The organism is Maribacter confluentis (genome assembly GCF_030505015.1).
GTDB classification, from domain to species: domain Bacteria; phylum Bacteroidota; class Bacteroidia; order Flavobacteriales; family Flavobacteriaceae; genus Maribacter; species Maribacter sedimenticola.
Window position 1 is genome coordinate 2,841,672 of record NZ_JAUKUC010000001.1, and the last position, 24,264, is coordinate 2,865,935.

At 38.0% G+C, this 24,264-nt stretch carries 15 protein-coding genes and 1 tRNA gene; 9 read left to right on the top strand and 7 right to left on the bottom strand.

Annotated features, from left to right (window positions below):
* Positions 1-192: 192 nt before the first annotated feature.
* The 4 genes from Q2T41_RS12340 to Q2T41_RS12355 all read left to right on the top strand — a co-directional run bounded on the left by Q2T41_RS12340 (position 193) and on the right by Q2T41_RS12355 (position 7,099).
* Positions 193-2,823: a DUF5916 domain-containing protein gene (locus tag Q2T41_RS12340; protein WP_304436342.1), complete on the top strand. Its 2,631-nt coding sequence runs from the start codon at positions 193-195 to the stop codon at positions 2,821-2,823.
* Positions 2,824-2,909: 86 nt separating this feature from the next.
* Complete coding sequence (locus Q2T41_RS12345; protein WP_304436343.1) at positions 2,910-3,416, top strand: lipocalin family protein; 507 nt, start codon at positions 2,910-2,912, stop codon at positions 3,414-3,416.
* A gap of 159 nt (positions 3,417-3,575) precedes the next feature.
* Positions 3,576-4,664, top strand: coding sequence for a DUF4249 domain-containing protein (locus Q2T41_RS12350; RefSeq protein WP_304436344.1), 1,089 nt, complete (start codon positions 3,576-3,578; stop codon positions 4,662-4,664).
* A complete protein-coding gene (locus Q2T41_RS12355) occupies positions 4,652-7,099 on the top strand; it encodes a TonB-dependent receptor (protein ID WP_304436345.1) in 2,448 nt (815 codons plus the stop codon). Before Q2T41_RS12350 ends, Q2T41_RS12355 begins: the two co-directional genes overlap by 13 nt.
* A gap of 7 nt (positions 7,100-7,106) precedes the next feature.
* On the opposite strand, the gene Q2T41_RS12360 is transcribed toward Q2T41_RS12355, so the two are convergent.
* From Q2T41_RS12360 to Q2T41_RS12380, 5 genes are all read right to left on the bottom strand, one after another.
* Positions 7,107-7,418 carry a T9SS type A sorting domain-containing protein gene (locus Q2T41_RS12360; protein WP_089259304.1) on the bottom strand — a complete coding sequence of 104 codons (312 nt, stop codon included), beginning with the start codon at positions 7,416-7,418 and terminating at the stop codon, positions 7,107-7,109.
* A gap of 93 nt (positions 7,419-7,511) precedes the next feature.
* On the bottom strand, positions 7,512-8,189 hold the full coding sequence (locus Q2T41_RS12365; RefSeq protein WP_304436346.1) for a hypothetical protein: 678 nt from the start codon (positions 8,187-8,189) through the stop codon (positions 7,512-7,514).
* On the bottom strand, positions 8,186-12,211 hold the full coding sequence (locus Q2T41_RS12370; RefSeq protein ID WP_304436347.1) for a leucine-rich repeat domain-containing protein: 4,026 nt from the start codon (positions 12,209-12,211) through the stop codon (positions 8,186-8,188). Before Q2T41_RS12370 ends, Q2T41_RS12365 begins: the two co-directional genes overlap by 4 nt.
* 125 nt (positions 12,212-12,336) lie before the next feature.
* Complete coding sequence (gene polA, locus Q2T41_RS12375; RefSeq protein ID WP_304436348.1) at positions 12,337-15,171, bottom strand: DNA polymerase I; 2,835 nt, start codon at positions 15,169-15,171, stop codon at positions 12,337-12,339.
* 61 nt (positions 15,172-15,232) lie between these two features.
* Positions 15,233-16,219 (bottom strand): isoaspartyl peptidase/L-asparaginase family protein, encoded by a 987-nt coding sequence (locus Q2T41_RS12380; RefSeq protein ID WP_089259312.1) that lies wholly within the window; start codon positions 16,217-16,219, stop codon positions 15,233-15,235.
* Between the two features lie 41 nt (positions 16,220-16,260).
* Between Q2T41_RS12380 and Q2T41_RS12385 the strand changes: the two genes are divergently transcribed.
* The 3 genes from Q2T41_RS12385 (at position 16,261) to Q2T41_RS12395 (ending at position 18,660) form a co-directional block, all read left to right on the top strand.
* Entirely contained in the window at positions 16,261-16,983 is a 723-nt protein-coding gene (locus Q2T41_RS12385; RefSeq protein WP_304436349.1) for a copper homeostasis protein CutC, read from the top strand.
* A gap of 58 nt (positions 16,984-17,041) precedes the next feature.
* Positions 17,042-18,271 (top strand): metallophosphoesterase, encoded by a 1,230-nt coding sequence (locus tag Q2T41_RS12390; protein ID WP_304436350.1) that lies wholly within the window; start codon positions 17,042-17,044, stop codon positions 18,269-18,271.
* Positions 18,272-18,363: 92 nt separating this feature from the next.
* Positions 18,364-18,660, top strand: a complete 297-nt coding sequence (locus tag Q2T41_RS12395; RefSeq protein WP_089259318.1) for a thioredoxin family protein — start codon at positions 18,364-18,366, stop codon at positions 18,658-18,660.
* Between the two features lie 58 nt (positions 18,661-18,718).
* On the opposite strand, the gene Q2T41_RS12400 is transcribed toward Q2T41_RS12395, so the two are convergent.
* On the bottom strand, positions 18,719-22,069 hold the full coding sequence (locus tag Q2T41_RS12400) for a glycosyltransferase family 117 protein (protein ID WP_304436351.1): 3,351 nt from the start codon (positions 22,067-22,069) through the stop codon (positions 18,719-18,721).
* 168 nt (positions 22,070-22,237) lie between these two features.
* Here Q2T41_RS12400 and Q2T41_RS12405 point away from each other — a divergent pair.
* Positions 22,238-22,308: transfer RNA gene (locus tag Q2T41_RS12405), tRNA-Gln, on the top strand.
* Positions 22,309-22,506: 198 nt separating this feature from the next.
* Positions 22,507-22,839, top strand: coding sequence for a hypothetical protein (locus Q2T41_RS12410; RefSeq protein ID WP_304436352.1), 333 nt, complete (start codon positions 22,507-22,509; stop codon positions 22,837-22,839).
* A gap of 15 nt (positions 22,840-22,854) precedes the next feature.
* Here Q2T41_RS12410 and Q2T41_RS12415 read toward each other — a convergent pair whose 3' ends face one another.
* Positions 22,855-24,216: a cation:proton antiporter domain-containing protein gene (locus Q2T41_RS12415; RefSeq protein ID WP_304436353.1), complete on the bottom strand. Its 1,362-nt coding sequence runs from the start codon at positions 24,214-24,216 to the stop codon at positions 22,855-22,857.
* Between the last annotated feature and the right edge of the window lie 48 nt (positions 24,217-24,264).

Consider the following 24,264-nt stretch of genomic DNA (forward strand, 5'->3'; position numbering starts at 1 on the left):
GTCAAACGGGCTGCAAATCTACAACTATTAACTTGAATTGCAAATACTTGTTTCTATATTTTTTCTTTTTTATTTCATTTTCAACTTCTTTCAGGATACATACTGTTAAACTTGGTCAATTTTAATGATCTACTGTAACAGTATTTCAATTTTATCGTCACTTATATACATCAATCAAAGACCAACCATTTAATGAATTTCAAAGTTCTTGCTAATTTTGTATTTTTGTGCATCTTTTCAATTGCATTTAGTCAAAAGGATAGTGTTAGGGTGATAAGGGAGTATACTACGGCCCCATTACCGATCAATGAACATATTGCCATAGATGGTGTTTTATCGGATACAGGTTGGGAACATGTTCCGTGGGACGGCAATTTTACGGTATATGAGCCCAACAACGGCCAACGGCCACGTCAACTTACACAATTTAAGATTACCTACGATGCAAAATATTTGTATGTAGCCTTTAAATGTTTAGACAGTGTGCCATCAAATATTGAAAAGCGACTTGCCAGAAGGGATAATTTCTCCGGAGATTGGATAGAGATAAACATTGATAGTTACCATGATAAGCGAACCGGCTTTTCGTTCAATGTTTCTGCGGCTGGTGTAAAGGGTGATGAGTTCATATCACAGAACGGGGATAATTGGGATGCTAGCTGGAACCCTATTTGGTATACCGCGACCCAGATAGGTGAAATTGGCTGGACCGCAGAAATGAAAATTCCCTTTAGTCAATTAAAATTTGGTACTGCAAAAGAACAGGTTTGGGGATTGCAATTACATAGAAGATTGTTCCGGGACGAGGAGCGTTCAATTTGGCAATCCATACCATTGGAGTCTCCTGGATGGGTCAGCGAATTTGGGATCCTAAAAGGGTTAAAAAACATACAACCACAAAAACAACTAGAAATTCAGCCCTTTTTGGTAAATCAATATGATAGCTATCCCAAACAAGAGGGCAATCCGTTTAAAGATGGGCATGATTATGTTTTAAATGCAGGTTTGGATGCCAAAATTGGTATTACCAATGACCTTACGTTAGATTTAACCGTAAATCCGGATTTTGGCCAAGTAGATGCCGACCCAGGTGCAATTGCATTGGATGGGTTTCAGATATTCTTTGAAGAACGGCGTCCTTTTTTCATAGAGAATAAAAATATATTCGATTATGAATTTGCCGATGGTAATGACAACGTGTTCTATAGTAGACGAATAGGTAGAAGTCCTCAGAAATCTGTGAACGCTGTAGCCGGCGAGTATGTTGACCTGCCCATTAATTCCACTATTCTGGGCGCAGCCAAGTTTTCCGGTAAAACAAAAGATGGTTGGTCCTTGGGATTAATGGAAAGTGTTACCGGTAAAATGTTTGCGGAGGTCGGTAGTTTTGACGGGGAAATACGCTCAGAACTAGTAGAGCCATTGACCAACTATTTGGTGGCTAGGGTGCAAAAGGATTTTAATGAAAGAAACTCTTTTGTGGGAGGCATATTTACCGCTACAAATAGAAACCTGACCTCTGAACTGGAATTTTTGCGCAAGGCTGCGTACACTGGTGGGTTGGATTTTAGGCATAGCTGGAAAAATAGAAATTATTATTTGGAAGGTAATTTTGTTGGGAGTCATGTAGTGGGCAGTGAAACCGCAATTGCGAATACTCAACGTAGCATTACACATTTATTTCAGCGTGTTGATGCAAGCCATGTAAATGTTGATTCCAACAGGACGTCTTTAACGGGGACGGGGGGTAAACTGGAAATTGGCAAAACCGGGGGAGGAAGTTGGCGTTATAATGGTGGTTTGGTATGGCGATCGCCAGAATTGGAACTGAATGATATAGGTTTTTTAAGACAGGCAGATGAAATTAAACAAACGGCCCAAATTAGAAAGTTGTTCCTTAAGCCCACCAATTTTTATAGAAGGGCGCAAATAGGTCTTGAGCAATATACCACTTATGATTTTGAGGGTAATTACAATAGAATTCAATATGAGATGCAAGGGTTCATCAATTATAAGAACAATTGGTGGACAGAAATAGGGGCGGCCCATAAACCTAGAATTTTTTCCAACACCGTTTTAAGGGGCGGCCCAAGGTGGAGATGGTCAGAAGAGAATTTTGCCTATTTGTTCTTTGGTTCGGATAACAGAAAAAAGTTCAATTTTACGTTGGGTTATGTCAACAGTCAAGCTGCACAAAATAATTTTTCTCTAGAACGGTATGTGCTTCGTTTTTACTATCAACCTTTTGATGCCTTTAGCCTCTCCGTATCTTCGGAGTATGAGGAAAATCCAAACAGGACCCAATATGTAACGGAGACCAGTATCAATGGTCTGCCCAGATATATTACTGGAAATATTGACCAGCGAACATTTAGTACCTCCATCCGGTTTAATTATAGTATTAACCCAAACTTATCAATTCAGTATTACGGACAACCCTTTATATCCAGAGGTATATATACAGATTTCAATTATGTAGCCAATTCATTGGCAAAAAATATTAATGAACGGGTCACCTTATTTAATCAAGACCAACTTACTAGTACAGAAACGGGTAATTCTTATAGTATAGATGAAAATTTGGACGGAACGGTAGATTATGAAATTGCGAATCCAGATTTTTCTTTTGTACAATTTAGGTCCAATCTGGTGGTTAGATGGGAATATGTACCTGGTAGCGAAATTTTTCTGGTCTGGTCCCAAGGTGTTGCAGGTTTGGCAAACCCTTATGATACTTTAGGAAGTAATTTGGATGGTCAAATTTTTGGAGAAAAAAAGGACAACACTTTTTTGATAAAAGCTACTTACCGTTTCATCCTTTAAATTTTAATTAGGTTCAGTTAATTTTTGTGATGAAATAATAAGTCTATAATTTCGTTCTAAGAGACTGTTAACCAAACCTAATAATTATGTACAGGAATTTTTTAATGCTACTAGGATGTGCCTTGGTGTTCATCTCATGCAGCTCAGATAAAAACGATAAAGCTGTAGAAGAGGAATTATCGCTTAATACTTTAGTAGGAACTTGGAACGCAACGGAACTTAGGATAGACAATAATACCGCAAGTGATGATGCTAAATTGGCAAAAGGTATTTTGGACCTTTTAACAGATAAGGAGTGTTATGTAGTGACATTAAAATTCAATGAAGATTTAACGGCATCTGCAAGAAACGCAGCCAGTTATGTGGAGTTAGACTTTACATCATCTAGTTTTGATGTACCCTGTCCTACGCAATATGATGAGGAATCTACAACCTATTCTTTTGAAAACGGAGTTGTAACTACTACGGATAGTAATGGAGAAGTTTTAATGATAGATGTTTCAATTAGTGGTGATGTCATGACCGTAGATGCTACAGATCTTGATATCCCTAATTTTACAGATAGTGGTGAGCTAATTTTTGTACGACAGTAATTACTATTTTTTTGTCAGAAAATACAGGTCTTTGCATTAATTTGTGAAGGCCTTTCTTTTTTGTAACAAGTTGTTATTATTCGGTTTATCTTTAAGCGTATTCATTACACTTATGATAATTTGAATAAAGTCATGGCCAAAAAAATCTTTCTACTCGTTTTGTCAGTATTACTGTTCAATTGTATTGACCCGGTTGAACCTGAATTTGAGTTTAAAGAAGGACTGGTGTTTATAGAAGGTATTGCCACCACGGTTAAAGGGGGCTCTTTTGTGATAATCAATAAATCTACCATTGAATTTGGAATAAATAAGACGAAGTTTGAAAAAGGTGCTAGCGTTTCATTCATAAATTCCGTTTCTGGCGAAGTGGTCAATTTGACCGAAGTGGAAGGGGCCTATGTGCCATCTGTAGAATTTAAGGCCAATATTGGTGAGCAATGGCAATTACAGGTAACTTTGTTGGACGGTACCCAATACCATTCCCAACCGGAGCGTATACTACAACCCGTGCCCATTACTAATATAAAGGCTACTTATGACCCTGAACTACAATTTAATGATGGTACAAATTCTTTTGAGCCCGGCCATACAATTTCATTGACGTTCAACGATCCAATTGAAAATGAGAATTATTACTATTGGACATTTAAATCTTTTGAAAAACTGGTGGTTTGCCAAACTTGTTTTGACGGTATTTACAGAAATGAAACCTGTCAGCAAACCGATGTTGCCACCCCAGATTATTTTAACTATTTGTGTGATCAAGAATGTTGGCTTATACGTCTGCCGGAGAGCATTTCTATTTTTGACGATAAATTTTCCAATGGTAAAACGACCACAGATTTGGAGGTTGCAAAAATTCCCTTATATACAAAAAACAATATTTTAGTAGAAATCCAGCAGTTGTCGTTGACCCCAGATGCCTATGAGTATTATAAGGTATTAAAGGATTTGGTCGATAATAATAGTGGTTTTAATGCACCGCCACCGGCAGCTCTGATCGGTAATATGTACAACCCCAATGATACGGATGATTTTGTGTTTGGAAGGTTTACCGCTGCGGCAACGACATCAGCAGATATTTTTATTGAACGTGGAGATATTCCTGAAAAGGAGTTAGATCCTCAGAGAACCTTGAGTATTGAGCCCACATTTCAATCTCCATATCCTCCACCGGCGACTACACAGGCTGCTTGTAACGAAGAACGATTTAGAACCGCAATAAAACCTGCAGCATGGACAAATTAAATCACAAAACGGTATATGGTAAGCATACCCATATCATTATGTTTTTAGCATTTATTATGACCGTATTTTTTTCTGGTACACTTTCCGCCCAAGAATTTTTGTTAGGGGTAGAGGTTTATGAAAAGTCCACTAACCAGCCTTTAGAAAGTGCGGAGATAACCATACAACCCTGCGCTTGTGGTGGTATTACCAATAATAATGGTCTTTTTACCATACGGCTTAAAGCCAATACCTATGAGCTTACCGTAAACTACATTGGTTTTAAAAGTAGACGTACCATTGTTGACCTAAATTCCAATAATACGATAAAGCTGTATCTTGAAGAGGAAGAGGAACAACTGTCCGAGGTAATTGTGCGTGCAAAAAGAATCAATGATAACTTGGAACTTCCACAAATGGGAGCCCTGCAATTGCAAACACAGGAGCTTAAAAAAATGCCTTCTGGTCTGGGCGAGGCAGATGTACTCAGAAGTATGACCCTTTTGGCCGGGGTAAACAACGCAGGGGAAATAAGTAATGGACTGTCCGTTAGGGGAGGAGCCTTGGACCAAAATCTGTTATTGTATGATAATGCCCCTGTTTTTAATCCAACTCATTTATTTGGACTTTTTTCTGTTTTTACACCAGATGTAATTTCTAGTGTAGATTTATATAGGGCCAATATTCCTGCGCGCTATGGTGGTAGAATAACATCTGTATTGGATATAAAAGTAAAGAATCCGTATGTGGATAAATTTAAATTAAGCGGGGGTATAGGTATTGTTTCAAGCAGGTTAAATATAGAAACTCCATTAATAAAGGATAAACTCATGATTGCCATTGGGGGTAGGGCCGGACTTACGGATTTTCTACTGCCCCTCTTTTCTGAACGTTTAAAAAATACCAAGGCAAATTTCTATGACAGTACCTTAAAATTATTATATCTACCAACCAATAATGACCAGATTACATTTACAGGTTTTTATAGCAAAGATTATTATCAGTTGGATTTGATCACTAAAATTCAAAATATCAACGCCAAGAACAATCAATATGATTTTAGGACATTGAACGGCACATTGAACTGGAGGCATTCCTTTAATGAAAAAAGTAATCTTAGAACCTATTTGGTCATGAGCAATTATGCGCCCAAAACCATTTTTCCGGAAGTTGATAATCCCAACAACATCGAGTTCTCTTCTCAGATTGTGTATCAAAGTTTGGCTTCTGAATTTTCAAAGGAAATCAACCAAGATGCTTCGTACTATTTAGGTATCCAAGCCAATAAATATGAAATTAGTCCGGGGGAACTAAGTCCCGGTAACGGTAATAGTGTAGACCCGGTTATATTGGCCAAGGAAAACAGTTATGAGTTTGCAACCTATGCCAATATGAACTATAATCCTACAGATGCCGTAGCAATCTCTGCCGGGTTGCGTTTTAGTCATTATGTGTTGGTAGGTCCTTACAGACAGGCTGTTCTGGATGATAATACGGGATTGTTGCTTGCGGTCAACGAGTTTGAAAAAGGTGCTGGCGTAAAGACGTACAACGGTTTGGAACCAAGATTGGGTGCCAATATAAAATTGAACCAATCAACATCTATCAAGGCTAGTTATGCACGCTCCAAGCAATATCTTCAAAATGTGTACAATAGTACAACGCCTTTACCTACTTCTAGATGGAAAACCTCCGACCCTAATATTCTACCGCAATTGAGTGATACCTATGGTCTTGGTATTTATAAGAACATCTCAAATAATGAAATAGAACTTGGTTTAGAAGGCTATTACCGGTCATCTGAAAATAATTTGACCTTTAAACCTGGAGCGGATTTCTTTTTAGAAGAATTTCTTGAACGTGATATTATACAGGGAGAAGGAAAAGCGTATGGGGTAGAGTTCAGTATTAAAAAATCTACAGGAAAGGTTAACGGTTGGTTTAATTATACGTGGTCAAAAAGTTTATTAAGGTCCAATAATGAAAAACTTGGAGATAGGATCAACAATAATAATTGGTTCGTTTCGGATTTTGATAGGCCCCATGTCATCAATTCAACGGTTAACTTTGAGGGGGATAGATACAACACTTGGAGTTTTAATTTTACCGGACAGACCGGAAGGCCCTATACCGTTGCCAACAGTGTTTTTAAATTGGAAAATTTGGATGTACCCATTTTTATTGAACGCAACAATGCACGTCTAAGACCTTACCATAGATTGGATTTTTCTTGGAATGTTAAATATAGTAAAAAGTTGAACAAAAGATGGGTTGGCGATTGGACGTTTACCATTTACAACGTGTATAGCAGAAGAAATCCGTTCAATAACTACTATGCGCAACGACAAGATGGTGTAGATACGGATGTGTTTCTTGGTAGTCCTTTAGGTTCCTATGAACTTTCCATTTTAAATAGCCCATTATTTTCATTGACCTATAATTTCGTGTTTCAGTAAGGCTACATTATTGTTTGTAAAATTTACGCTGAATGGTTTGTTGATCCGATCGGATAATGATTAGGTAAATTCCATTTTCAAGATTGAATATGGGTATGTTCAATGCATTGTTTTTAACTCTCCATTGGTGAGAAATAACTTGATTTCCATAAACATCTGTTATACTAATATGTGCAGTAGGGGTATTTACAAGCCCTATGACATTGACCACATTGGTAGCCGGATTCGGGAAAATCTTCACATCATCCCTACTATTTTGTGCCTGCGTATTAAGGCAGAATAGAACGGTTAAGTATATGAAGATGATATAGTGTTTCATTAAAATAGCGCACCCAATTTGACGGGTACGCTATATTTTAACGTTTTTAAAAGTTGGTTTCGTCTAGTATTGAGAAATATTTAACATTGCTTATTAAAAGCTAAATGTCAATTCATTGGTTGACGTATTACCGTTACTATCTTTTGAGATAACTTTTGCAATATAAACTTCGCCGTTTGTATAGGTGAAATTCGTTGTTGTCAATGTTGTATCCTCTAGCAGGACTTCTTGGTTTTGTGTTGTTCCTATAGATACGTCATAACTGGTAAGGTCATCATCTAGATCTTCGGCAATCCAAGAAATGGCCACTGTTGAATTTCCTTGGTCCTCTACCTCTATGACTGCCGGAAATGGAGCGTAGCTTTCGGTCACCGTACCTTGTGAATAAAAGTTCCAAGAATCGCTTTTTAAGGTTTTTGAATTTAATTTGGCAGTTATCTGCCAAGTAAATTGGGTGCCTTTAGGTAAACTTATTACTACTGATGTTCCGTTTACCGTTCTAGTATCCGTAGTATTCGTTTCTTGGTTTATTAATTCTAGGTCATAAGAGGTTGCGTTGGCAGATGCGGTCCAAAGGAACTCAATATCTATGCCTCCTTCTGCATTTTCCTCACCTTCCGTACAGATAAGATTATTGTCTGGGAAGGTTAATGCAAAAGCACCTAATTCTTTTTCCGCTTCTTCTTTTGGTGGGGTAGGACTGTTAGAATCCTTGCCACCACAAGAAACCAATATGGCCATTGCTAGAATTAATTGTATAGCTATTTTCATTTTTTTACAAATTTTAAGTTGATTTCTTTTTCATTCTCTAAAATGGTCAACATATAAACACCTGGGTCAAGGTTAGATATATCCATTGAAAATATTCCATTGCTTATAACGCTAGTTGTATGCACGGCGGTTACTCCGTTTAGATTGGCAATTAAAACTTGAGCGTTGTTCATCGTGTCAAGACCTTCTACTCTTAATGTTTCTGCAACAGGATTAGGGGATAGTATTGCCTTGTTTATGATGAGGTGCTCACTAAACGTACCTTGGCAAATTTTATCGGTTTCTATTGAAATGTGGTTAATTCCCTTATCCAACGGAAATGAAAGCTCTTGGTTGGATAAGTCGTTAAATTGGTAGGTATACAATTTATTATTGACCAAAACTTCATAATTTTTGCTCCCTGATACGATAATCCTTGCTTTCTGTGCATGATAATCTATCACGGTTTTTCCTGTTGTAAAATCTTCCGGCACACCTACGGTCACCGAAAAACATTGTTCAAAAGCTGGATATTCCGGTATACTTACGCATACTGAATATATGCCGGCCGTTAGGTCTGACTGTATTAAATCTTCACTGCTGTCAAAGTTAGTGTATGTCGTGTTCAACGAATCTCCAATGAACTTTACGGTATAATTATAGTCCTGACTAAAGTTAACCGTTATTTCTCCATTAGCGGTATTGGGACAACTTGTACTGGTAACCTTTATTTGTATACCATTATTGGGAATATTGGGTAATGAACTTTCACTTGACGTGCACCCAACTGAATTTACAGTGGCGTTCATTGGTGTATTGGGGCATTGATCAACAGCGTTGTTTACACCATCGTTATCATCGTCCAATTGGCTCTGTGCACATCCGTTACTATTGACCGTTTCTCCTGCAGGTGTATTTGGGCATACATCATCCGCATCAAATACCCCGTCTTCATCTTCATCTGTATCTGTTTGCGTTACTGGGCAACCGTTATTATCTACAAAAGAACCCTGTGGGGTGTTTGGACAAGTATCATTATCGTTAAATACGCCATCGTTGTCATCATCCAATTGACTTTGTGAACACCCGTTGGAATTAACGGTTTCCCCGGCTGGTGTATTTGGACATTGGTCAATTGTATTCTCAACGCCATCATTGTCATCATCGGTACTGGCAATGTTTGCTCTAAGTACCATATTATCCAATAAGATGTGATCTTGTGGTTGATCGGATACCGCCCTAATATTTAAATCTACGATTTCATTTGATTCTGCGGTATAATATACTTTGAATGTTCGCCATCCGTCATCAAAAGGATCTGTGGTTACTTTATGCACACTTTCGGCAAATATGCCTCGGGATAATTCAAATTGTAATATATTGAAGCTGCCCTGTATTACTTTATAATCAATTGATATTTCATATTCTACACCTTTGTATAATTGAATATCGTTTTGGAAAATTGAAGAAGCGTTAGATCCGTTATCGCCCGTCGTCAATTCTAGACTATATTCTAAATTATCACTTATATCTTCATTTTTGTTCCATGAACTTGCAGGTATCAAATTAATTCCCCATTTAGCCAAATTACTACCTCCGCCAATTGACCAATCTTCAAAGCTGGGGTCTTCTATTATATTGGAATTGTCTATTGCAACTTCGCAGCCATTATCATCTACGGCCAATGCGTTGGGAGATGTGTTTGGACATTGGTCAATGGCATCTGTAACCCCATCATTATCTTCGTCTGGTGGAGTTTCACCAAGTACGCGCATATAGTCTACTACAATTATACTTTGTGGGGCAGATGTGGCTCTGAATTCTAATTCAAAAACATAGTCCTCATCTTCGGTATCCGTAGTAAAGTCGTACAAATAGGTATGCCATTCTCCATCTGTATTTAATGAGAGCGATTCTGAAATATATTGTGTTGCATAATTTCCGTTATCCTTTAATATCCAAAGTGTGGCCGTTATAGATTCACCTGTACCTACATAAACTTTATAATCAAAAGCGAACGTATGTGCCTTGTTTTTCTGTAATGAGACCTTGCTTACATTTCTAGTGCTTAACTCGGTTCTTTCAGATATACTTGTGCTTAGATCTAGTCGTAATGCATAACGACCTTCCGTTGCATGATAGAAATTGGCTTGGGAAAAAGATGTAGCATTCACTATTGACCAATTGTCAGGAGCATTTGGAGTTCCCGACCAGTTTTCAAAACTAAAATTTTGCAGATAGTTGGTTTGGTTAGGAGGAATAATTATACATCCTTTTTCATCAACTGGTTCACCTACCGGAGTATTTCTACATACATCAAGATTATTGGTCACGCCATCATTATCATCATCTAACTGACTGGAAGAACAACCTGTAAAATTCACTGATTCTCCAGGGGGCGTATTAGGACATTCGTCGTTGCTATCTGCAATACCATCATTGTCGGTATCTATAATGCTGGCTCCGTCTACCGTTAGTAGAATAGGGTTTTTATTTAATATTAGTTCCGGTAAAGCGGAATTTGAAATTAAACAATCATAAGATCCTATGTCTGCAGAGGAAACGCTTGTTATGGTAAATGTGGAACTGGTAGCACCATCAATATCTTCTCCATCTTTACGCCATTGGTAATTATTATTGGAATCTGTTGTGGCGGTAACCGAAATGGTAAAGACATCCCCTGTTTCCGTGTCAATGGTTGCAGGTTCATCTATATTTAGTTGAGGATAGTAAATTGCATTGGCCTGATTGCCCAGCGTATTGAACAAATCTTCAAATATGAAATTGTTGTTCGTAAATGATAAAACTTGAATATTGTCCTTAGAAAAAATAGGGATATTACCATTAAGTTTATTTGAGCTAAAGCTGAGTGAAGTCAAATTGTTTAACTGGGACAGACTTACAGGAATAGTACCCTCTAAAAGGTTTTTGTATAAGTTTAGGTCAGCCATGTTGGTAAGATTGCCTAATACTTCTGGAATATTACCTGATAATTGATTATCATGTAAATGTAGCTTGGTCAAATTGCTTAAATTACCTAATTGTACAGGAATTGTTCCTGTGAGATTATTACCACTTAAGAGAATTTCTACCAAATTTGTCAACTGTCCTATTTCTGAAGGTATACCACTTTCCAAGTTGTTGGTTCTAAGATTAAGTCTGGTCAAGTTACTTAGTTGTCCTAGACTATTTGGTATTGTGCCGGTAAGACTATTTTGACCCATTTCTAGGCTTTCTAGTAATGATAAATTGCCTAAAGTTGAAGGTATAGGACCTGACAGCTTATTAATGGATAAATACAAAATTTTTAGATTTACCAATTGACCAAAAGTATCGGGTATATTTCCTGTTAAATCGTTCCAACCTAAGTTTAGCTCCGTAAGGTTGGTTAACAGACCTAAATCAGAAGGGATGTTACCTGTAAAGTCATTGTTTATTAGGTTTAATCTTTTTAAATTACTTAACTGTCCTAATTGTGCTGGAATGTTACCGGTTAATTTGTTACTGTCCATTAACAACAGCTCTAGATTTGAAAGGTTGCCAAGCGTTGTTGGTAGTTCTCCTGTGAGTTCATTACTGGATAACCATAGTTCCTTAAGAGCGGTCATTTGCCCAATCTCATTTGGAATAGTCCCGCTGATACCTGTAGCAAAAAGGTTTAAAATTTCAAGTTTTTTAAGATTCTGAAATGTACTGGGGATTGAACCGTTAAGAATATTTGGTATATAGCCGATATAAAAGTTTCTGTGTAGTTCTAAACTCTGTAATTCAGATAAATTCCCTAGTTCATCCGGTAAGGTGCCTACCAAACCATTGGACTGAATAAGAATGTTCGTGACTCTTCCGTTTGCGTCTGTTGTGACACCATACCAAGAATCGGTAGGGGCACTTAAATCCCAAGAGATAGTCCAATTATCTCCATCTGTTGAATTGTAAAAGGCTATTAACGCCTCTCGGTCAGAAGCAGCTGTGCCTTGGGATGAAAGTTGAAAGCTAAACAGGATAAATACTGCAAAAAGCAGTTTAGTGTAGTTTTTAGACATAGGTTTTGTTGTAGGTTATCTAACCGTAATATAACTATCATAATTATATTATAGTATTAATAATCGATATACTACAACATTTCATTCTTACAAATTTTAAGTCGATATTTTAGTTTTTAAGCTAACTAGTGCGCAACCAGCCAGTTATCACCAACACCTACTTCTACATCCAGCGGAACGGCAATTTTATAGGCATTTTCCATTTCAGCCTTGATCAGGTGCTTTAATTCATCCAATTCGGTTTTATAAACATCAAATACCAATTCATCATGTACTTGCAAAAGCATTTTAGTCTTGAACTTCTTTTCCTCCAGCTTTTTATGAATGTTGATCATAGCAATTTTAATTATGTCGGCAGCACTACCTTGAATAGGGGCATTTACCGCGTTTCTTTCCGCTGCGCCCCTTACCATGGCATTGCTGCCATTTATATCCTTTAGGTATCTCCTTCTGCCCAAAATGGTTTGCACGTAGCCATTTTCACGGGCAAAATCAACTTGCTCGCTCATATAGTTCCGTAGTTTTGGATATGTTTTATAATAGGTGTCTATAAGTTCTTTTGCCTCTGATCTGGATAAGTTGGTCTGGTTACTTAATCCAAAGGCCGATACACCATATATAATACCAAAATTAACCGTTTTGGCATTGCTTCTTTGTTCCCTGGTCACCTCTTCCAAGGGAACCCCAAATACCTTTGAAGCAGTAGAGGCGTGAATGTCCTCGCCATTTTTAAAGGCTTCGATCATTGTGGTTTCTTCGCTAAGTGCCGCAATGATCCGTAGTTCTATTTGTGAGTAATCTGCTGCTAATAATGTATAGTTCTCGTCTCTTGGAACAAAAGCTTTTCGTACTTGACGTCCCCGCTCCGTTCTAATAGGAATGTTCTGTAAATTGGGATTGTTACTGCTTAAACGTCCTGTAGCTGCCACGGTTTGCATGTAATCTGTATGTACACGACCCGTAGAGGGTTCTACCTGTTCGGGCAATGCATCTACATAGGTACTTTTAAGTTTTGCAAGCCCCCTATAGTCCAATACATTTTGTATGATCTCATGGTCTTTTGCCAAATAGGACAATACATCTTCTGCAGTTGAATATTGACCTGTCTTGGTTTTTTTAGGTTTGTCAACCAATTTCAGTTTGTCAAAAAGAATTTCGCCCAATTGTTTGGGTGATCCAATATTGAACTCTTCACCGGCCACTTCATATATTTTTGCCTCAAGTGTGGCAATATCGTCGTTTAAATCTTGGGAAAGTGAGTTTAAAAACTCCTTGTCCAAATTAATGCCTTCAAGTTCCATATCCGCTAATACGCGTAATAAAGGTATTTCTATATCATTGAACAGTTTTTCCGTATTGGCCTCTTTTAATTCTGGTCTAAATTGTTGTGCTAGTTGATAGGTGATGTCCGCATCCTCTACGGCATATTCCGTTTGTTTCTCTAACGGTACATCTCGCATATTCAACTGATTCTTACCTTTTTTTCCAATTAGTTCCGTTATGGAGATGGGAGTGTAATTAAGATAAGTTTCAGATAATACATCCATATTATGACGCATATCCGGATTAATGAGGTAATGGGCCAGCATCGTATCAAATAGCGGTCCTTTCACGTCAATATTATATTTGTCCAATACCTTAATGTCATATTTAAGGTTTTGGCCAATTTTCTCAATAGTTTCAGATTCAAAGAACGGGCGTAATTCCTCTAGCAGTTTCTGGGTTTCGTCCTTATTATCGGGAAATGGGATATAAAACCCTTTGGTTGCCTCCCACGAAAAAGCAATACCTACCAATTCTGCCGTGATAGGGTTAAGGCCCGTAGTTTCGGTATCAAAGCATACCGAGGGTTGTTTCATTAAATTTTGTAAAAATAATTTCATCGCCATACCCGGTAGTACACTTTGGTAGGCATGGGCCACATCCGCTATAGTTTTTCTACTGGAATAATCCTTGACAGTGGCTCCTGCATCTGCAGCATTGCCAAACAAGGAAAACTGACCGGAACCCGCATCTTGCAGTTCTTTCTTGGCCGTAGGTGTGCTAGAAACCTGTGTAACCTGCTCTTGGGTGTCCGTTGCAAATATTTTCAAAAACTGATCTTTAAGTCTTCTAAATTCTAGTTGTTCAAAAATTTCCTGCACCTTTTCAAAATCCGGCACGGAAAGCTCATAGTCAGATGCGTTGAAAGTAACATCACAATCTATACAAATGGTTGCCAGTTTTTTGGATAAAATACCTAATTCCTTATTGGCCTCAATCTTCTCTTTCATCTTTCCCTTTAGCTGATCGGTATTGGCCAAAAGATTCTCAATACTGCCAAATTGGGCAATGAATTTTTTTGCAGTCTTATCGCCAACACCTGGCAAGCCCGGGATATTGTCACTGGCATCGCCCATCATGCCCAAATAATCTATAACCTGTTCCGGACGCTCTACACCAAAACGTTTTTGAACTTCAGGAATTCCCCAGATTTCAATACCGTTACCCATACGTGCCGGGCGATACATAAAAATGTTTTCTGAGACCAATTGTCCAAAATCCTTATCAGGAGTAACCATAAAAACCTTATAGTCCTCTTTTTCCGCCTGTTTTGACAATGTGCCAATGATATCATCTGCTTCCCAGCCTTCCAATACTACACTAGGTATGTGCATTGCCTTTAAAATATCTTGAATATAAGGTATGGCCAAACGAATGGCGTCCGGTGTTTCGTCCCTATTTGCTTTATATGCTTCAAACATTTCCGTACGTTCCACACTACCGCCTTTGTCAAAGCATACGGCCAAATGGTCTGGCTTTTCCCTTCTGATCACATCAAACAAAGAATTCATAAAACCCATGATTGCGGAGGTGTCCATACCTTGAGAATTTATTCTTGGATTCTTTATAAGGGCGTAGTAACCACGAAATATCAATGCATATGCATCCAGTAAAAACAGTCTTTTTTGATCGGCCATGTGAGTATATTGTTTGTGTAGGGATTAAAAGTACAAATTGAAATGGAATTCATTTTAAGTCTTACCCGTTAAGGTAACTCTGTGAGGGATTGTTGACATGACCGTCTTTGGTGTATGTTCTGTACGTGAACCCCGGGTGAATACAATATGCACCTGTTTCTCCTTGCTTGTTTATGGCTATAAACCCAATTTGAAAATCTTGTTTGTCCTTGTTTTTGGCAATGATGCGTTTAACACCTTCCTCACAAGCCTCTTGAGGGGTTTTTCCCTGCCGCATGAGTTCAACGATAAGAAAGCTGCCTACGGTCCTGACCACTTCTTCACCTACCCCAGTCGCAGTTGCCCCGCCAACCTCATTGTCAATGAACAGTCCCGCTCCAATGATAGGGGAGTCACCAACCCTACCGGCCATTTTATAGGCCATACCGCTCGTAGTACATGCGCCAGCAATATCACCTTTAGCATCAATTGCCAGCATACCTATGGTATCGTGGTTTTCAATGTTGATAATTGGTTTATATTCAGAAGTTTTCTTCCATTCAAGCCAGTCTTGTCTTGCTTTCTCAGTAAGTAGATTGGTCTTTTCAAAACCTTGCTCGTATGCAAATTGTTCCGCTCCTTTGCCGGCCAACATAACATGTGGGGTTTCTTCCATTACCTTTCTTGCCACGGAAATGGGATTGGCAATATTTTGCATGGCCAATACGGCACCGCAATTCCCGTCCTTGTCCATAATACATGCATCTAAAGTAACCCTTCCGTCACGATCGGGACGACCGCCATTACCTACGGTATTGTTGTTGAGGTCATTCTCCTCTACCATAACGCCTTGGTGAACAGCATCTAACGAACTGCCGCCTTCCTGTAATACCTCCCAAGCCTTGGCCGTTGCATTTCCAAAATCCCAGGTACATATGGCTATAGGAACAGTTGGGGCCTTACTTGGTAGGTTAACGGCCGTTTCCTCCTTGCAAGAGGCTAAAATTGGTGCAGATATGATACCTGCCGCTATTGTGCTGGAATTTCTTATGAACTTTCTTCTTTTCATGGTTTGGGTTCTTTACTTTTAGAGGCCTTAAATATAAGAATATGCTAGTAGAAGTTTGTGCAAATTCCTTGGAATCTGCCTTGATTGCGGAACGTGCTGGGGCAGACCGAATTGAACTTTGTTCAGAGCTTGCTGTAGGCGGATTGACACCTTCCTATGGATTGTTGAAAATGGTCAAGGAGCGGGTTTCCATTCCCGTTCATGTGTTGATACGTCCAAGAAGTGGCAATTTTTCATATACAGATGATGAACTCAATATTATGGTGACCGATATTAACTTGTGTGTTGAACTGGGGTTTTCTGGAATTGTCTCAGGGGTATTGCATCAAAATTTTAAGGTAGATGTTGAACGAACAAAAATATTGAAACAGGCTGCCGGTCATTTGAAATTTACCTTTCATAGAGCTTTTGACTGGGTGGAAAACCCTATAGAGGCAATTAGGCAATTGGAAGAATTGGAAATGGATTACGTGTTGACTTCAGGGCAGCAAAATTCTGCACCTAAAGGTCTACAGTTGTTATGCGATTTACAAAAACATAGTTCATATATTGATATTATGCCCGGTTCAGGTGTCAATGCAGGTAATGTAAGCTTGTTCAAGGACCTAGGTTTTAAAGCCGTACACTTATCCGGAACCGCAATGGAAAAAAAACTGGATAAAATTGCCCCTATAACCATGAATTCCAAATCTTTTTTAAGTGATGACCATGTGGCCGTGACCCAATTTAAAAATGTTCATGAAGTGGTGACCAAGGTTAAATAAAATTGAAATGAGCACGTATACCACTGTGATACGGATATCTTTGTAAAAAATAGAATTTATGGCACGATGGGTTATTTTTACCATATTATATGTAGCACTTAGCTTTTATGTACTGCAGGCCTTAAAAACAGTAACTAAGCAATCATGGTGGTCCTACCTGTATATTGCCATTTCTTTGGTGGTCATGGCCAATTTTATTTATCAATTTACGGTTGGTGAGGAAACAGGACGTGTCTTAAGTATTTCCAAGAGTTATGCATTTGGTTTGTTATTGACAGTGTTGACCTTCAATATTATTACCATATTATTTTTGTTTTCTGAGGATCTTTTCAGAATCTCTACCGGAATATATCAACGATTTTTTGGTGCAGGAAAGGAATTTGGACTTCCGGCACGCAGACGTTTCTTGAGCTTATTGGCTTTGGGCGTAGCCTCTATTCCCTTTGGAGCATTATTATATGGTATGTATAAGGGTAAATATAATTTTAAGGTATTGCGGTACACGTTGGAGTTTGATGATCTGCCGGAAAGTTTTGATGGCTATCAAATTACCCAAATATCTGATATTCATAGTGGTAGTTTTGATAATAGAAAGATGATCGAGTATGGTGTTGATCTCATCAATAAACAGAAAAGTGATGTGCTTTTGTTTACGGGGGATATGGTCAATAATATGACTTCTGAAATGTTGCCCTGGGCTGATCTCTTTGGTACATTAAAAGCAAAAGATGGTAAGTTTTCTGTATTGGGCAACCATGATTACGGGGATTACATTCCATGGGAAACGGAGGAGCTCAAAAGCAAAAATTTGGAAGATCTTAAAGAATTGCAGCGAAACATGGGTTTTGACCTTTTGTTAAACGAGCATCGTTATTTGCAAAAAGGGGAAGATAAAATTGCGTTGATAGGTGTAGAAAATTGGGGAAAGGGCGGTTTTAAGAAAGCAGGGGACCTTAAAAAGGCTTCTGCAGCAATAGATAAGGATGATTTTAAAATATTGATGAGTCATGATCCTTCGCATTGGGAGATGGAAGTCATCAATGACCCTTATCATTATCATCTTACCCTTAGCGGACATACCCATGGAATGCAATTTGGTATAGAAATACCAGGATGGGTAAAATGGAGCCCAGTAAAATGGCGTTACCCATATTGGGCAGGAATTTATAAGGAATTGGGTCAGTTCATAAACGTAAATAGGGGATTTGGATTCTTGGGCTACCCAGGAAGGGTTGGTATTTGGCCAGAAATTACCGTTATAACTTTACGAAAAAAGGCATTAACATGATTTTAACCCTTTTAAAGTCATACAAATAAGAAGTCAAGGATAATTTTTTAACAATTTTTATTACATTTGGCTAACATAGAAAAGCAATTTATATGTCCAAATTTGGAGAGCTTATAGATTTAAAAATACCGGTACTACTCGATTTTTATGCCGAGTGGAACGAGCAGTCTACATCTATGCACCCTGTGCTTAGAGATGTAGCGGCAGCTTTAGGGGATAAAGGCAAGGTGATCAAGATCGATGTGGATAAAAATAAGGAACTTTCCCAAGCCTTGCGCGTTAAAGGATTGCCTACATTAATGATCTATAAAAAAGGGGAAATGGTCTGGCGCCAAAGCGGTGAACAAGATGCCAATACCCTTATAGGTATTCTTAAGGAATACGTTTAGGAAGTTACTTACCAGTGTTAAAATGATACGATAAAGCTTTGGACCATGCCCAAAGCTTTTATTGTTGTATGCTTAGATTGACCGTGTCCTCCAACATATCTGTTTTGGTGTTATCCGGAACTATGGTGTCCGATATGGGAAGAGTGTCCGTCATATCAGGATCTCCTTGAATACTTTCCTCCAAAAGTTCCATACTATCCTCGTCCTTGTAGAAATGCTGAAACTTATCAATGTATTCGTTAAAGATCAAGGTTTCTTTTTCAGCTAAGTCTTCCGTATCGTTCTGTATGATAATATCTATGTTTCTTCTGTAGGCTTCCATATCCGCGATAATATCATCAATGTTGCTATATTGTTCATCTACATTGGTATAGGCATAATATTCTAGCCTTTCTTGATATTTTTTCTTTAAGACCTCAAAGAGTTCATACCCTTTTTTGCTTTCGCCCACCTTATAATAACCATCTATAAATGGTTCTATTAATGTATAGTAGCCAAACTTGTCCACAGGCATATTCTGTAAGGAGATTTCAATGATTTCCTTAGCCTTGTCCATTTTGTTTTCCTTTATCAATGCTTCCATTAATCGTGCTAAATTGCCTCTAAATGAAACACTCTGAATACGGGTTTGTGTATCATGATAAATATCTCCTCCGGCATTGCCCCATTCCCATTTCTTGACAATGTCGTACATAAGATCAGTATCTATCCGTCCCAGTTCAAAAGCATTTGGACGTTCTGTGCGGATTGGAACTAATTTATAGGCAAGACCATCTAGTTGTAGGTAGTCCTTCATCCAAAGGTATTCTGCATCATCAAAACTACCCCCGGAAAAATAGAGCGGGCGTTTCCAATCATTGTTCGCAAGAATATCGAGCATCATCATGCTTTTTTTGGTAATGGCGCCAGGAAGGTCAATATCTATATAGTCTACGATTAAATCTGCATCTTTTTCCTTGACAAGACCTGAGTTCAACACATTCTGTTTGTTCACTGGAACCCTTATTTTATTGGTAGGATAGTAAACCATATTTTGGGTATCTTCAGAATATTGACTTAAATCAGCACCATTTTGTTCAAACAAATACTTAAGTTTTGTACGTGGCTTATCACTATCGATCCAATTAATAAAGTCTTTGATCGGCCACCTGTTTTCCGTAATACCTTGATGATATAGGACATCTCTTGAGCCTGTTCTATATTTCTCGTGTGAAATCTGAGTAGGGATTGGGTCACTTTCATAGGCTTTTTTCTTCATTTGGTCCACATACCAATCCGTTTCAAATAAACTGGTGCACACTATGCGTACATCTGTCCTATAATTTTCAATTTCCTGGGCGTACCAAATAGGAAAAGTATCATTGTCCCCTATGGTGAAAAGAATGGCCCCAACATCTTCCTGACACGAATCTAGATAGGCTTTAGCGGTACTGTTGGCGGTAAATCTATTAGATCGGTCATGATCGTCCCAATTTTGGACGGCCATTACGGTTGGTACGGCAAGTAGGCTTACAATAACTATGGCAGGTGCTAGTATTTTTGGGGTTACCCAATCTTTGAAACCATCATACAGACCGTAAACCCCGATCCCGATCCACAACGCAAAAACATAAAATGAACCTACCAACGAATAATCTCTTTCCCTAGGTTGAAATATTCCTGGATTGGTATAGAACTGAATAGCCAACCCGGTAAAAAGAAAGAAGATCATAAGGACCCAAAATTGTTTTTTATCCTTGGAAACTTGGAAGACAATACCAATGATTCCTAAAAGCAATGGTAGAAAAAAATAGGTGTTTCTGCCAGGATTATTTTTAATATCACTAGGTAAATTATCTTGACTTCCCAGTCTTAGACTGTCTATAAAATTAATACCGCTTAACCAATTTCCGTTTTCATTATAACGACCTTGAACATCATTTTGTTTACCAACAAAGTTCCACATAAAGTAACGTAGATACATGTAATTGAACTGAAATTCTATCATGTATTCAATATTCTCCCATAGTGTTGGGGGCTGTACCTCAATGTATTCGTCAAATCTTTTAAGAAAACTAATGTATTGATCTGCTCCAATTTCCCCATTGGCAAATCCGGTCTTAACCTGTTCTGCCGCTTGCCGTAATTCTTGACTGGACTGGGTTACCCTAAAATCCAAAGCGCCAAAGTAACGCATATAGTTCTCCGCATTCTGAGGGCTCCACATTCTGGGCAACAACCCTTGGTGGTCAGGATTTGGGCCCTGAACAGCGTTCTTGTATTTGTTTACTATAATATATTTGCCCAGCGCATAATCCTTTTCATACTTGGGTTTGCCATCTTGGTCTTCCCCTGGTGGGGCAAACATATCTGAATAGTATGATCCGTAAACGGGACTATCTACCCCAGGATACTGTTCCCTATTATAATAGGCTAATAATGCCCTGGCATCTTCCGGATTGTTTTCGTTGATCACCACGTTGGCATTTGCACGGATAGGCAACATTAGCCAAGATGAAAACCCAAGAAATAAGAACATAAGGCACAATACAATGGTATTAGCCGTTCTATAATTGTTCTTTCTGGTATAATTCAACCCAAAATAAAAGGCGGCAATGAACAATAAACCTATTATAATCGATCCCGAATTAAAGGGCAATCCAATACTGTTGATAAAGAATACTTCTCCCCAACCAAATAGTTTCAAGACATAGGTCAGCGAAAATTTATAAACAAGCATTAAAATGGCAATGACTACAATATTGGCGATCAAAAAATTCTTAACAGTCGTTTTTTTGTATGTTTTAAAGTAATATAGCAAGCCAATGGAGGGAATGGCCAAAAAGCCCATAAACTGAATTCCAAATGTTAGGCCAACAACAAATGATATTAAAACAATCCATCTATTGCCGCGAGAATCATCCAGATTATCCGTCCATTTTAAACCAAGCCATAATAACAAGGCCATAATGAAACTTGCCATGGCATATACTTCCGTCTCTACGGCATTGAACCAAAAACTATCTGAAAAGGTAAAGGCCAAAGAACCAACTATGGCACTCCCAAACACGGCAATAGCCTTACTGTTGGTAAAAGGGCCATCCTTATCGATCAACTTTCTGGTAATATTAGTTATAGTCCAGAACATGAACAAAATGGTAAAGGCACTGGAAACACCGGAAACCAAATTTACCATCATGGCCACTTTGCTAGGTTCAATGGCAAACATTGCAAAAAATGCGCCGATCATTTGTAATAAAGGTGCTCCTGGTGGATGTCCTACTTGAAGTTTTGCCGCTGTGGCAATATATTCCCCGGCATCCCAAAAACTATTGGTGGGCTCAACAGTAATATAATATGTAATTAGGGCAATGAAAAACACGGACCATCCTAATATGATGTCCCACTTATGATAGTTCTTTGAAAACATGAAACTTGGGTTAAACCTAAGTGGCGAATTTACTAATTAATATAGACAACTATAAACAATTTTTATAAACCTTTAACAGGGGTGTAATCAGATGTTTTTAATTTTTACCATAAAAAATGTTTGGTGAAACGAAACTTTGTTTTAAATTTGCAGCCTCTTAGAAGGTATTGGCCCATGGTGTAATGGTAACACTCCGGTTTTTGGTACCGTCATTCAAGGTTCGAGTCCTTGTGGGCCAACTAAGAAGTGTTTAAACCCGTTATCCAAATTGGATTACGGGTTTTTCTTTATGGTGCGGTAATTAATAAAATTTAGGAAGCTGTTTAAATATGTAAGTATTTTTGTACATTTAAACTGATAAGGTTACAAATTCATCGGAAAAGAAACTATTTCAATCACCGTATTTGTTAACTTAGCACCCTAAATTACTTGACCTTATGAACCTTTCCCCAAAAGTTTTAAAAATTATAATCGTTGTAATTATTGCTAGTTTTGGTATTGGAATTTACCTTCAAGATCTAAAGCATGAAGAGAGTACCACACATGCCTGGAAGGCCAACAGGTATAATTTGGATCGGTTCAACAAAATAATGGAGTATAATAGTAAGATGAACGCTACCAATTGGAAAGTGTTTAGGGACAGTATTGATCAACAGTTAGATACCCTTATGATTTTACGATTTAGAAAGGAAGTGGATAGTTTAGGGGAAGCAGAACTACAGGCGCTTAATGAAAGACAGGAAGTTCAGGCTTCTTATTTGTCTGAATAATACTTTTGATAGGTATTATTCTAGCTTCCCGCTTTTATTTCCCATATCTTTTCTTGTAGTGGAATCTATGATTTGTTCACCAGGTCCTTTTTCGGAAATTTCCTTTTTATTTTCCATTTGATTTTCGCGGATAATATCCTCGGTAAGATTGCGGTCTACTATTTCTTCATCAATTTCATCTAATAAAGTCCCAATTTTTTGTTTGTCCTTTATCATGGCCCATGTCATAATCAAACTTGTGGCAATAATCACAAAGAGTAGTATGCCAGATTCAAAACCATCTACTTGTGCTTCTGAGGGTATGGCATAGAACAATAGAACGGTAATTAATCCCCTGGGTGCTATAAATAATTGAGGCAGGATGTCTTTTCTTATAAACACAAATAACAACAGATATCTAATTCCATAAATAGAAATTATGATCAATAAACTTACAAAAGCAACGTTTAAACTTAATAGGGAAGAAAGTACAATGGTGACTCCAAAGATGACAAAAAAGAATGTGCGGATCACAAAAGCGGTCTCTAAGGTTATAATATGCAGTTCGTGATATATCTGCTTCATTCGCTCAGATTCGAGAAAAATTTTGGTTTTGCCAGGGAAAAATAATTTCACGTTTTTAACGATAAGTCCAAAGACCAAAATGATGATCAAAGAGGACAAATGCATTTTTTTGCCAATAGCATACAAGAGAAGCAAAACAGCTATAAGTAAAAAAAGTTTGGCCTGACTTTGAATTCGCTGAAATATTAGGATAATAGCATAACTGGCAACTAAAGCAATAACAATGGTCAGTGCTAAATTCCATGCAAAACCAACGGCCCCTTGATCTTCGGTAGGATTCAGTTTGCCGGTTAAAAAGTAAAACATCATTATTCCTATAATATCGGAAAAAGTACTTTCGTAGATATGAAACTCTTTTTTCTTTTCATTAAGCCCGCCTACACTAGGGATAATGATTGCACTGGAAAGAATAGATAAAGGAGTTGCATAAAGCCAGGCAGATTGCATGGTCATATTAGGGATAAATTGATGTAAAATCAAAGCGGCAACATAGGCAGAAGCTATAAGGCCTAATACCGCAATGACCATTGATTTGAGAATGGGCCAGAATTTCTCCCGTTTGAGTTCTAGTTCCAATGCCGCCTCCAGGACGATCATGATCAATCCTATTGTTCCCAATATCTTTAAACTGCCAATAAAATCCGGGACCGAGCCAAACAAAAATTGTAGGCTTAGGTTTAAAATTATCCCAAGAAGAATTAGCAGTAATACGGAAGGTATATTTGTTTTCTTGCTGATTATATTAAACCAAAAAGATGCAATGACTATGATGGATGCTGTAATAATAAAATCGTAAGTGGTTAGTGTTTCCATAGGTAATAATGTAGGTTAAAGGTAAAGATTTAAGGGGAATGTTAAATT

Bases quoted from the DNA above. Each gene is read 5' to 3' on its own strand.
- Q2T41_RS12340 (WP_304436342.1), top strand. From the start codon at position 193: ATGAATTTCAAAGTTCTTGCTAATTTTGTATTTTTGTGCATCTTTTCA.
- Q2T41_RS12345 (WP_304436343.1), top strand. From the start codon at position 2,910: ATGTACAGGAATTTTTTAATGCTACTAGGATGTGCCTTGGTGTTCATC.
- Q2T41_RS12355 (WP_304436345.1), top strand. From the start codon at position 4,652: ATGGACAAATTAAATCACAAAACGGTATATGGTAAGCATACCCATATC.
- Q2T41_RS12360 (WP_089259304.1), bottom strand. From the start codon at position 7,418: ATGAAACACTATATCATCTTCATATACTTAACCGTTCTATTCTGCCTT.
- Q2T41_RS12365 (WP_304436346.1), bottom strand. From the start codon at position 8,189: ATGAAAATAGCTATACAATTAATTCTAGCAATGGCCATATTGGTTTCT.
- Q2T41_RS12370 (WP_304436347.1), bottom strand. From the start codon at position 12,211: ATGTCTAAAAACTACACTAAACTGCTTTTTGCAGTATTTATCCTGTTT.
- polA (WP_304436348.1), bottom strand. From the start codon at position 15,171: ATGGCCGATCAAAAAAGACTGTTTTTACTGGATGCATATGCATTGATA.
- Q2T41_RS12380 (WP_089259312.1), bottom strand. From the start codon at position 16,219: ATGAAAAGAAGAAAGTTCATAAGAAATTCCAGCACAATAGCGGCAGGT.
- Q2T41_RS12385 (WP_304436349.1), top strand. From the start codon at position 16,261: ATGCTAGTAGAAGTTTGTGCAAATTCCTTGGAATCTGCCTTGATTGCG.
- Q2T41_RS12390 (WP_304436350.1), top strand. From the start codon at position 17,042: ATGGCACGATGGGTTATTTTTACCATATTATATGTAGCACTTAGCTTT.
- Q2T41_RS12395 (WP_089259318.1), top strand. From the start codon at position 18,364: ATGTCCAAATTTGGAGAGCTTATAGATTTAAAAATACCGGTACTACTC.
- Q2T41_RS12400 (WP_304436351.1), bottom strand. From the start codon at position 22,069: ATGTTTTCAAAGAACTATCATAAGTGGGACATCATATTAGGATGGTCC.
- Q2T41_RS12410 (WP_304436352.1), top strand. From the start codon at position 22,507: ATGAACCTTTCCCCAAAAGTTTTAAAAATTATAATCGTTGTAATTATT.
- Q2T41_RS12415 (WP_304436353.1), bottom strand. From the start codon at position 24,216: ATGGAAACACTAACCACTTACGATTTTATTATTACAGCATCCATCATA.